5 protein-coding genes are annotated in these 13,246 nt (G+C 33.6%); 4 read left to right on the top strand and 1 reads right to left on the bottom strand.

The annotated features are described in order from the left end of the window. The first annotated feature begins 354 nt into the window (after positions 1-354). Together ABV008_RS05440 and ABV008_RS05435 are read left to right on the top strand one after the other, a co-directional pair. Entirely contained in the window at positions 355-1,473 is a 1,119-nt protein-coding gene (locus ABV008_RS05440; protein ID WP_352418806.1) for an NAD/NADP-dependent octopine/nopaline dehydrogenase family protein, read from the top strand. Continuing rightward, entirely contained in the window at positions 1,473-3,125 is a 1,653-nt protein-coding gene (locus ABV008_RS05435) for a cobalamin-dependent protein (RefSeq protein WP_352418805.1), read from the top strand. Before ABV008_RS05440 ends, ABV008_RS05435 begins: the two co-directional genes overlap by 1 nt. 49 nt (positions 3,126-3,174) lie before the next feature. Here the strand turns inward: ABV008_RS05435 and ABV008_RS05430 are convergent, their stop codons facing one another. Then, positions 3,175-4,740 (bottom strand): FAD-dependent oxidoreductase, encoded by a 1,566-nt coding sequence (locus tag ABV008_RS05430; RefSeq protein WP_352418804.1) that lies wholly within the window; start codon positions 4,738-4,740, stop codon positions 3,175-3,177. 1,023 nt (positions 4,741-5,763) lie between these two features. Between ABV008_RS05430 and ABV008_RS05425 the strand changes: the two genes are divergently transcribed. Then, positions 5,764-8,325: an S-layer homology domain-containing protein gene (locus ABV008_RS05425; RefSeq protein ID WP_352418803.1), complete on the top strand. Its 2,562-nt coding sequence runs from the start codon at positions 5,764-5,766 to the stop codon at positions 8,323-8,325. A gap of 94 nt (positions 8,326-8,419) precedes the next feature. Next, positions 8,420-12,718, top strand: a complete 4,299-nt coding sequence (locus tag ABV008_RS05420; protein ID WP_352418802.1) for a S8 family serine peptidase — start codon at positions 8,420-8,422, stop codon at positions 12,716-12,718. The last annotated feature ends 528 nt before the right edge of the window (positions 12,719-13,246 follow it).

Here is a 13,246-nt window from a genome sequence, read left to right as displayed (position 1 = left end):
TAAATAAAGTTAATTCGTAAATTTGATTAAGTAAGTATTGATTATATACAAGTAAATAAGTTATAATTTGAGACATAACAATGACCAACCTTTCTTTTTATTTGTTGTGTGGTAACTCAAATTATAACAGAAAGTAGGGGGTCATTGTTTTTTTGTTTTGAAAAACTTTGTAACCCTTGATATATAGACAATTTAATATAAGAATTGGAGTGTCAGTATTGACACTACCTAAGCGTATAAGGGGGACGGTATATTATACTGATATCGAAACTATGGAACCCCATAGTTTTTTTTACCCCCAAAATTTAGTTTACATAACATAAGAAAGAAATATTATTTTGGGAGGATGATTGTATGAAAAAAGAGCTTACTTATTGTGTTATCGGGGCTGGCAATGGAGGAATTGCCATGGCAGGATACCTTGCTATGATCGGATATAAGGTAAACCTGTATAATAGAACTTTAGGAAAGATTTTACCTTTAATGAAAGACCGAATTATTTATCTTACAGGAGAAGAAAATGGTTGGGGAGTATTAAATAAGATAACAGACAATATAGAAGAAGCTATTAATGGCGTAGATATAATAATGGTAACTGTACCTGCAATGGGGCACAATAGTATGGCCAATGAGATGGCTCCTTACCTAAAGGATGGTCAAATAATAGTATTAAATCCAGGTAGAACGGGAGGAGCATTAGAGGTATATGAAACTCTACTAAGGAAAAGAAGAAAGAATAATGTTGTAGTAGCAGAAGCTCAGACATTTATATATGCAGCCAGATCAACAGCCTTTAATCATGCACATATATTTAAATCGAAAAAAGAAGTAACCTTAGCAGCAATACCAGCTACAAGAACAGACTATATATTAGAACTCCTCAACGATGCATATCCTCAATTCATACCTGCAAAAGATGTTTTAGAAACTAGTATTAACAATTATGGAGCAATATTCCACCCAGCACCTACTCTTTTAAATAGCGGACATATAGAAAGAGGTGCGCCTTTTGAATATTATACCGAAGGAATAACACCATCAATAGGAAATTACTTAGAAAAAATAGATAGAGAGAGAATGGAGCTAGGAAGAATACTTCAAGTAGATACAATATCTGCAACTGAGTGGCTTTTAGAAACTTATGGGGCAAAAGGTGAAGGTATTTATGAAGCCATTCAGAATAATCCGGCGTATAAAGGACTACAGGCACCACAAGGTTTGCATATTAGATACATTTATGAAGATGTGCCATATAGCTTAGTACCTATGGAATCCATGGCTCACAGTTTAGGTATTAAAACACCAGCAATATCTTCAATAATTAATGTAGCACAATTAATGACTAATAGAGATTTTAGGAAAGAGGGTAGAACGGCTGATAAGCTAGGCTTACAGAGATTAACTGTTGCTGAAATGCATATGCTAGCAAGAAAAGGAACAATAGTCAAGAGAAGATTGGAGGAAGTGGTATAATGAAAAAAATAATTGGTTTAACCCTTGGCAATTGCGTCCATGTAGCAGGTACAATGAACTTTTTAGGCTTGGCTGAAAAGGAAAACTATAGAACTGAATTTGTTGGCATAGGAATAAGTGTTGGAGAATTAATTAAAATCATTGAAGAAAAAAAACCTGATATTGTAGGCCTATCTTATAGGCTTTCGCCAGAACCTCTATACAAAATACTAGAAGAATTGAAAGAAAATATTGATACAAACAAGAAATTAAAAGACATAGTTTGGCTGTTTGGAGGTACTGAGCCAACAGCCTTAGTGGCAGAAAAGTATAATACCTTTGACAAAATTTTTTATGGAAGTGAAGATATAGATGAAGTTATTGCCTATCTTAAAGGACAGGAAAATTTAGAAGAAGAGTCATATTCAAAGAATCTTATAGATAGAATTAATTCAAAATACCCCTATCCAATAATAAGACATCATTTAGGTCTTACATCTATGGAAAAGACTATAAGTGCAATAGAAAAGATAGCAGAAGCTAAAGTACTAGACGTAATATCTATTGCTCCAGATCAAAATGCTCAAGAATTTTTCTTTGATCAAGAAAATATGGATGACAGTTTAAGCGGTGCTGGTGGAGTGCCAATTAGAAAAGAAGAAGATTTAGGAAGGTTATACAATTCGGCTCAAAGAGGGAATTATCCTTTATTAAGGTCTTACAGTGGAACTAAAAACATCATAAGATTTGCGGAGGTTTTAAAAGATATTATAAACAATGCTTGGTGTGCAGTGCCTCTCTTCTGGTATTCTGAGTTAGACAAAAGAGGTCCTAGAACATTGAAGGATGCAATAATAGAAAATCAACAAGTAATGGCTTGGCATGGAGAAAGAAATATTCCTGTAGAAGTAAATGATCCCCATCATTGGAGTCTTAGAGATGCCCATGATGCCATAGGTGTAGCTACTGCATATTTAGCAGCATATAATGCTAAGAAAATGGGCGTAAAAGATTATATAGCACAATTTATGTTTAATGTACCAGCTTATATTTCAGCGGAAAATGATTTAGGTAAGATGCTGGCTAAAATAGAGTTAATAGAAAGTTTAGTGGATAATAACTTTACAGTTTTTCGTCAAGCTAGGGCAGGCTTAGCAAGCTTTCCTGCAGATCTTCATCAAGCTAAAGGACAGTTGGCAGCTTCTGCATATTTATCTATGGCGATTAAACCTCATATATATCATGTAGTTGGATTCTGTGAAGCACATCATGCGGCAGAAGCAGAGGATGTTATAGAATCCTGCAAGATAGTTAGAGGAATAATCAAAAATGAATTTCTAGGTTCTATAGATTTAACCAGAGATGCAAATGTGCAGAAGAGAAAAAAAGATTTAATAGAAGAAGCTAAAATAATTATAAATAGTATAAAATCCCTTAGCCCAGAGATAGAAGATCCACTAACAGACCCGGATACATTAGTAAAAGCAGTGAGATTAGGAATATTAGATGCTCCTCAATTAAAAGGCTCGGCTATAGCTAGAGGGGAATTGAAAACTAGGATGGTTAGCGGTGCATTATTTGCTTATGATGAGCAGAAAGCTAGGATAATACCTGAAAAAGAAAGGATAGAAGCTCTTCTACGAAATGACAAGATATGTGAGCACAAAGAATAAGAACAACACAAGGGGATCATCCCTTGTGTTATTTGTCCCACTGTGTTATTTAAAAATCATCTTTAAACAATTTTTCAATAGTATTTACATCATTAGTTATACTTAGTGGTGTAATGGCTGGACCCTCTATTATTTTCCCCTCATATGAGAATCTTGAACCATGACAAGGACAATCCCAAGACCTTTCCACTGAATTCCAATTAAGTTCACATCCCATATGTGTACAAGTTGTATTAACTATATGAAGAATACCCTGTTCATCTCTATATGCTCCAACCTTGTTACCATCTATTTTTATTATCTTTCCTTCACCTGGCTTAATATCCAAATCTTCTGGTGCAGGAGAAAGTTTGCCATCAATAAGCTGTTGCGCAACATTGAGGTTTTCTACAACAAAGTTTTTGGCAGAAGATATAATTGTTTTGCGTGATGGATTATAGACATCCTGCCATGGACTTTCACCTTTTGAAATTAAGTCTTTCAAAATCATAGCAGAAACCATACTGTTTGTCATACCCCATTTTCCAAAGCCAGTTGCAATATACAAATTAGGAGTATCAGAAGTAAAGTGTCCTACATATGGTATCCCGTCTAAGGTCATACAATCTTGAGTTGACCATTTAAAAGCTACATCTTCTACAGTAAAGACATCATTTGCAAAGTCTATTAATGCCTCATAATGCTTGGTTGTATCTACACCCTGTCCTGTTTTATGATTTTCGCCAACTACTAGTATAAGTTCACTACCTTCATAAGGTAAGTATCGTAGTGAACGTGCTGGTTCCTCAGCATTTATATACATCCCACCAGGGTATTTTTCTTTTGCTTTAACAGCAACAATATATGATCTTTCTGGATAAATTCGTGCATAATACATACCTGGCTTGTTATAAAAGGGATAATGAGAAGCGATGATAACTTTTTTCGCAGTTATTTTTTTACCTTGTGCAGTTGTGATTGAATAATAATTACTTTCTTCAATGTCTACTACTCTAGTTTGTTCAAATATTTGACAGTCCCTATCAGAAATAGTTTTAGCTAAAGCAAGTAGATATTTACGCGGATGAAATTGAGCTTGGTTATCAAAACGCACTGCTGCTTTAATAGGTAAAGAAAAAGGTATTTCTTCAACATAAGAAGCTTTTATGCCTAAGCTTAAAGCAGCATCTACTTCATCGCTAATTTTTTGAATGTAATTATCCTGCTGCGTGTAAACAAATGCTGATTGTAGTACATAATCACAATCAATATTATTTTCATCTGCTATTTTCTTTATTTCTCGAATAGCAGTTTCATTAGCATCAGCATATTGTTTTGCAAGTTCTTGTCCCATTTGAGTTTTAATTTTGTCGTAGATAAGATTGTGTTGTGAGGTAATTTTTGCTGTTGTATGTCCAGTAGTTCCTTTGGCAATACGTCCTGCTTCGAGAATTGCTATTTTAAAACCTTCTTTTTTTAGTAAATAAGCACAGGAGATTCCTACCAAACCTCCACCAATTATAGCCACGTCTACTTTAATATCTTTATTGAGAACAGGATAGTCAGTATTAGGTGTTGATGCTATCCAATAAGACTGAGGAAGATTCTTTAATATGTTTTGCTTGTCTATATTCATAATACTCCTCCGTATACAGATATTTTTTCTACTAAATTATTTTCTACCTTTGAAGCATAAAATATTCGGTTAAAAATATTCAACACTTAGAAAATTGAAAGCATCTAAAATTAAGGGGCTAGGACAACTAGTCTCTTGTTTTTTTGAAGTTGTATGGAGAACTGAGCGAATACTGCAATATCCTAATACCGACACTGTATACCGACACTGTAAAATAAGTCGGGAAAAGGCTTGTTTATTACCTAGATTTTGACATTAACTTCTTGAAACCTAATATCTATGCTATTTCTCCTTATTGTCGATATTTCAGAGTAAAGGTTAAGATGTCGAAAGGATTATTATTTAAATTGTAAATTTAGTACCTTTGTCCTACAAAATTTTCTTTTCTATACACATATTAGTTTTTTCAAGGCGTCTTATTTTTAGAATTTGCTTAAAAAAACACGTAAATACATGTTTTACCAAAAAAAATGAAAGAATTTGCTTGTAAGACCAAGCAATATTCTACATATTTCTAAAAACTGGGAGTATATTATAAGATTTAAGGATTGTCTTAGTATTATTTCAAGTTACACTTCAACATAAAGTTAATTCAAGTCAACATTATAGCAACTCTAAGAAGTTGATTAAATAAGTATTTTCCATAAACAAAGAAAATTTAATATCTTAAACTATTAAATCAGCATAAACATTAACTTTATTGGTTTAAGCAAAAAAACTGAGCGAAATTGCATGATATACACATCTTATAAGGTTGCTAAAGGAGAAGCTTTAAAAAAACACAATTTATCTATGGATATTTTGGATAATTAGGCATAATTTACGATTAGTTGTTAATAATTTCTTATAGCTATAGAATACGTTGATATTTCAAAATTCTTATGTAATTAAAATTTGTTGTCTGCACTTATATACATATATAAGTTTAAGAACTAAAGCTGTTTAGTGCAACTATGTGTAGTATTTATGCGGAGTATAAAGCTCTGCAACTAACTATAAATAAAATTTATAAGGAGGGCACTTATGAGGCAAAAAAACAAAGTTTTATCATTAATTATTGTACTTACCATGCTCCTTTCTACAGCCTTAACTGCTTTTGCACAGATCTCAGACATTGATAATCATTGGGCTAGAGAGGAAATTGGTTATATGCTCGACAAGGGTATTTTAAAGGGCTATCCAGATGGAACATTTAAGCCAAACAATAACATTAGTAAGTCTGAATTCTATACTGTAATAAATGGCTTAATGGGTTATGTAGAAATGGCAGACGTAGGATTTAAAGATGTTGAATCAACTGATTGGTTTTATAAAGAGGTAGCCAAAGGTATTAAAGCAGGATACTTATTAGATGGAGAATTCTTGAATCCTAATGATTTTATTACAAGAGAAGAAGTAGCAAGAATTATTGGTTTTTCATTTAAATTAAAAGAAAACTCACAGCCAGCTTCATTTTTCAAGGACTATATACTTATGTCTTCAAGTACAATAGGCTTTATTGGAGCTTTAAAAGAGAATGGATATATAGCTGGCTTCCCTGATGGTAATTTTGGACCACAGAATAATATTACAAGAGCAGAAGTAGTAAAAATGCTCTATAACATATTAATTGCTGAAGGGATACCACAAAAAGCTGATTTAACAGCATATAAAGCAGCTCTAGCAGCAGTGAAAAAAGCTGATTATACATCAAAGAGCTGGAAAGCATATCAAAAAATAGTAGATGCAAATGAAGTAACTGAGGAGAATACCCAGGAGGAAGTAGATGCAGCTACATCAGCAATTAAGGCAGCTCAAAAAGATTTGGTTAAAAAAGTAATATCATCTGGAGGAGGAAGTGGTGGTGGATATGAACCAGTAAAACCACCTCAGAAGGCAGATTTAACATCATATAATGCAGCTTTAGCAGCAGTAAATGAAGATGATTATACTCCGGAAAGTTGGACTGCTTATCAAGCAGTTGTAGAGGCAAATAGAGTAACTGAAAATGATACACAAGCAAGAGTAGATGCAGCTACAGTGGCAATTAAAGCTGCACAAAAGAATTTAGTAAGAATTGAGGAACCAATAGGAGTAGATAAAACAAGATTAGTTTCAGCAATAGAGGAAGCAACAGTATATGAAGAAGTATATTATACACCAGAAACATGGGAAGCTTTTGATATAGCATTAGATAATGCGGTAGTAGTAAGAGACAATGAAGAAGCAACCCAAGAAGAAGTAGATGAAGCATTAGCGGCATTAGAAGCTGCAATAGATGCTTTGGAACTAATAGAGCCAGAAGATCCAGAAGAGCCAGTAGAGCCAGCTATTACAAATGTTCAGCCTGCTGAAGATGTAATTCTAAGAGCAGGAGATATATTAGAAATAAGCTTTAATGCACTAACAGGTGGAGAAGGTTATTATAGAATAATGGTTCCATTAGACACTGCTCCTATGGAGATGTTAAGTAATAATATTGGAACTTCTATGAAGGAAAAATCCCCAGGATTATATACTGCAACATGGACAGTGCCAGGAGAATTAGAAGCAACAGGCTTACAAGTTGAAGTAGTGTATATTAGTACAGAGGGAACTAGATTATCAGCAATAGCAGAAGGAAAGATAACAGTAATATTAGAGGAAGAGCCAGTTGATCCAGAACCAGAAGCAGATAAAACAGCTTTAGAAGCAGCAATAGCAGAGGCATATGAATTAAATCCAGAAGATTATACAGAAGAATCATGGGCAAATCTTCAAGAGACGCTAAGTAATGCCATAGCAGTTTATGACAATGAAGAAGCAACCCAAGAAGAAGTAGATGAAGTATTAGTGGCATTAGAAGCTGCAATAGATGCTTTGGAACTAATAGAGCCAGAAGAGCCAGTAGCTAATAAAGAAGCATTAGCAGCGAAAATAGCAGAAGTACAGTTACTAAATGAAGAAGACTACACAGAAGAATCATGGACAAATCTTCAAGAGGCGTTAGATAATGCTGTATTAGTTAATGACAATGAAGAAGCAACTCAAGAAGAAGTAGATGAAGCATTAGCGGTATTAGAAGCTGCAATAGAAGCGCTAGAAAAAGCAGAACAATCTGTACAAGAGGAATTAGCAGCAGCAATAGCAGAGGCAGAAGAGCTAGATAAAACTGACTATAGACCAGAAACTTGGGTTGATCTTTTATTTGCCTTGAGAGCAGCAAGAGGTATTATTACTAATCCTGAAGCTACTGAAGAAGATTTAAGTGAAGCACTAGAAGATCTATTAAATGCAATGGATACCTTAATGAATATAATTATTGCACCGGCAGAAGCAACAATTATAGCAACATATTTCCCTGGCTCACCATTTATACCTACTATGGGTAAAGTTTCAATACACGTTGAAAATGTAGAAGATGCTGCTAAATTCTTAATAGTATATAACCTTTCTGATGATAATGAAGGCAATGAAGATTTAGTAAAAACTAAGTTGGCTGATATTGATACATTGTCAGAGTCCATATGGTATAATCCATTAGAATACAACACAGTAGCCATAAGCATCTATAGCGCAGCAGGCGAATACCTATGCACTTTTACAGATGTAGTGTTAGTACAATAATTGCAACCTAAATTACAACTAAACCACCCCAAAGGCCAATCTTTGGGGTAGGTTTTACAAGCTGTTGGTAAATAAATAAAGAGGAGGAAGTAAATTGAAAAAAATTAATAAAATTAGTAGATTCTTGTCAATTCTATTAGTATTGACCTTAATTTTACCAGGCTTTGCTTTCGCTGATAACCAAGGAAATCAAGAAGTAACTAAAAAAGCTTTGTTAGAAAAAACAATTGAAAAATTTCAACCAAGTCTAGAAGAAGGTAGAGTTAAGCTAGAATCTAATCCAGAAGAACTCTTCAATAAAGATGATGAAGTTAGAATTATTGTTGAATTAGAATCTAGTCCTTCAATAGTTCGTGCTTCAGAAAGAAACATGAGTTATAGAGAAATGTCAAAGAGTACAATTAGCGATATTGAAAAAAGAATTGAAACGGAACAAAAAAATGTTAAGGACGCTATCTTATCCCATAAAATAGAGATGGAGTTTTTTAATAGTTTCAAAACTGCATTCAATGGATTTAGCGGTAAAGTAAAACATGAAGATATTAAAGTAATTGAGAGATTACCTTCAGTAAAAAAAGTATATATTTCTAATGAATATGAAAGACCTGAAATTAAACCCGATATGGAAACATCTAATGATATGATAGGTTCCATTCCAACTTGGAATACAGGATATGAAGGGGAAGGAAGAGTAATAGCTATAATCGACACTGGTATCGACCCAAGCCATAGAGATATGGTTCTTAGTGAAGAAACTAACCCAAGACTTACCGAAGAAATAGTTGAGGACATGGAACTTCTAGGAAGGTACTATACTGAGAAAGTTCCTTACGGTTATAACTATTATGATTTAAATAATGAAATTCGTGATTTAGGACCAGGAGCATCAATGCATGGTATGCACGTAGCAGGTACTGCAGGAGCAAATGGAGATATTGAAAATGGAGGAATTAGAGGTGTAGCTCCAGAAGCTCAATTACTTGCAATGAAAGTATTTTCAAACGACCCAATATATGCTACTACATTTAGTGATATCTATCTAGTAGCAATTGATGAAGCTATAAGAATTGGAGCAGATGTACTTAACATGAGCTTAGGTTCAACTGCAAGCTTTTATATTCCTGATTCAGCAGAGAATGTAGCAATTACAAATGCGACTAATAATGGTATAGTGTGTTCCGTTTCAGCAGGAAACTCCGGTTCTATGACTTATGGTTGGTCATCTACTAATTACGGGTATCCGTGGCAGCAAAATCCAGATATAGGTGTTGTAGGAGCACCAGGTCTTAATAAAGATACCATACAAGTAGCTTCAATAGAAAATACTCATCAAAAAGCAAATTCTTTAACCTATTTAAAAGATGGTGAAGAGCATAGTGTTGCTATGGCAATAGCAGGCAACATAGATCCAGTAGCAACTTTACCTGGACCACAAGAATTTGTAGATTGTGAAGATGGAAGTCCAGAATTTTTAACAGATGTAGAAGGCAAAGTGGTTTTAGTAGTACGCGGTGGAAATACTGGACCATTTGTAGACAAGATAACAAATGCTCAAAATGCAGGCGCAGCAGGCATAATAGTACGTAACCATCAATCTGGTGGAGAAGAATTAATTAATATGGCTACACCAGACGTGCAAACTATACCAGCAGTATTTATTGGATATACAGATGGAATTGCTTTATTAGAATTAGAAAACAAAGAAATTACTTTCACCGACGAACTAATTGGTGTACCTAATCCAAATGCATATTTATTATCAGACTTTACGTCATGGGGAACAACCCCTTCTCTAGAATTAAAACCTGAAATAACTGCTCCTGGAGGGAAAATTTATTCAACCTTAAATGATAATAAATATGGAATAATGAGCGGTACTTCTATGGCAGCACCTCATGTATCAGGTGGTTCGGCTTTAGTTATGGAGTATATCAAGGAGCATGAAGTGTACGGCAATTTAAGCTTATCAGAACAAACAAGACTTGCTAAAGTACTCCTAATGAATACTGCAAATGTTATGTTTGATGAATATGAAACTGAATATTCTCCAAGAAGACAAGGTGCAGGTCTAATGGATATTTATGGCGCAATAAACACTCCAGTCAGAGTAGTAGATGTAACAAATAACGAAGCTAAGATAGAATTAAAGGATTTTGAAGATACAGAATTTACAATGACATTTAAGGCTATGAATGATTCGGATACAGATGCTACATATGATGTAGATGTATCAGTTTTAACAGATTATATTGAAGACTTAGGTCCAATTCAGCTCAATTTATTATCATCAGACTATATCTATGATGCTGATGTAGATGCACCTGAAACAATAACTGTTCCAGCAAATGAAGAAATTGAATTTGATGTAACAATAGATATTGGTACAGATGAATCAATTTATTGGAATATGTTTGTTGAAGGATTTGTTACTTTAGTTGATCCAGATGATAATAACCCTACTCTTTCAGTTCCATATGTTGGATTCTATGGAGACTGGGGAGAGCCAACTATACTAGACAATATGAGATTCATTGACCCAGAAGGCACATCTTATTTCAATGCTTCAGGCATGCTTTGTTGGGATGCTGAAGGAAATGGATATTACTATACTACTCCTACTATATACATGAATCCAGGAACCGAAGCTGGATTTGTAGAGGGTACTGGTAATATTATGCCTTACCTATCCTTTATGAGAAATGCAGAAACTGTTAATTACAATATTTTAGATGTAGAAGGTAACCCTTTAAGAACTATATTAATACAAGAATATGTTAGAAAGACTTATGTTAACGGAGGACAAAATTATCCTGTTGGAATGATAATTGATGCAGAATGGGATGGAACTGTAAATGGTCAAGTTGTACCTGACGGAGACTATTTTTATGAAATTGCTGCTAAGGTTCATTATGATGGCTCCGAATTACAATCGAAGAAAATCCCTATTAAGGTAGATACAGTTGGACCATCGATTAATAACCTAGCATATAATCCAGATACTGGCATGTTAACCTGGGATTCTTCTGATGAAGGAATAGGTATATTAGGATTTATGTTTATGATCAATGGAGAAGAATTAGAGGAGGTAGTATTAGGAGAAACTGATAAAACTGCCTATGAGATTGATATAAGCGAATATATTAGCGAGTTAGGATCATATGAAATTGTAGTCATATCTGTTGATGAATTGCTAAACATGGATATTGCTATGACAACTTATGTCAAGGATAATTCTGATCCATATATTTTCATACTAGAGCCAGGATTATTAGAAATATATGATGCAAATGAAATACTATTTGAAGGTTATGTAACGAATTTCGCTGCTTTAAATAAAGTTTTAGTAAATGATGTTGAAGCTGATATAGAGTTTGTAGAGAATATTGACATACCTCATCCAGATGATCCTTCTACAATTATATACTCAGGACCAGCTTATAAATTTAATAAAACAATAACTCTTGATGATGGATATCAAGAAATTAGAGTTGAAGCTATTTCGGAAACTGGAGCATTAGGAAGTTTAGTAAGAAGATTCTATGTAGATACTACAGCGCCTGAGTTAGATATCATTCTAAATGAAATTGATAAGGTCGCTAAGACAGCAGAATTAGAAATTACAATGTATGATAATCTTGGGAATCTATACTTATATGAAGGAGATAGTCAAGTATATGTTTATGAAGAACCTCTGGCAATACCTAATCCATCAGAGAAGGTAATTAATCTAACAGTAGATCTTGAAGAAGGAGAAAATATATTTGTATTTACTCTACATGATGCTATTGGGCATCAAGCATTTATGGAAATGAACATTACTCTAGAATTAGATGATGAACCAGAGGAACCAGCTATTACAAACCTTCTTCCTGCTGAAGATATAGAGCTTAGAGCAGGCGAGATATTAGAAGTTAGCTTTAATGCACCAACAGGTGGGGAAGGTTATTTTAAAATAATGCTTCCATTTGAGATGTTAAATAATAATCTTGGAATACCAATGTCTGAAGAAAATGGATTGTATAGGGGGATTTGGACAGTACCAGAGGGATTAGTAGCTAGTGGTCTTCAAATTGAAGTAACATACGTATGCGAAGATGGCACTAAATTATATGAAATAGCAGACGGAAGAGTCACAATAATAGGTGATATGGAAAACCTTCCAGTAAATGCAGTAATAATAGATGGAGAAGCCTTTGACATGGACTTCTTAAACAATAATTCAGGCGCACAAAGAAAGTTAATAAATTGGATAAATTCTGGCAACCAAGTTTACATTAAGTTAAATGAAAATACTATAGTTAATTATAGCGGGGAAAGGGAAGACATTGAATTGCTACCTCAACGCGTAATTTACTTTAATGTAGAGGGTAATATAACTTTCTATGAAAAGTAGGACAAATTAAACTAACAAAGTTATCCCTAAAATATTTAGGGATAACTTTGTTATATAACATTTTAGCATCAAATTCTGACACATAAATAAAGAAAGTTGGAATACGCATCTAAATGCGAGTGTTAATGTAAAAATGTGCTAAATAATGAAAAACAATATAGAAATATGAATAAATGTAATAAATGTATAAAAAGCTCAATATAATTCAATGATATTATTTAGTGGACAAATGTGGATACATAGTCATAACTTTCAAAGTATTTACCACTTACTGTTCAACCTTTATAAAGTAATAAGGAGGTGAAATGATCGAGCAATTGTTTTGCAAAAAACTACAGGAGGTGAAAAATACATTTATTTTTTTATAAAAAAACAATAGGAGGTAATTATTTAATGCCAAGAAATCAAAAGGTTAAAAAAGGTTTATCCCTATTAATAACTTTAGTTATGTTATTAGGAACTTTTACATCATTTGTTTATGCAGAAAACAACCCACTTAGCTCAGCAAAAGAAAATCTACTTAAAGAA

The sequence above is a fragment of the Proteiniborus sp. genome, assembly GCF_040308045.1.
In the GTDB taxonomy this organism is placed as follows: Bacteria; Bacillota; Clostridia; order Tissierellales; family Proteiniboraceae; genus Proteiniborus.
The sequence above is the reverse complement of the archived record's forward strand: the minus strand, read 5'-3'. Positions and strand labels throughout refer to the sequence as shown.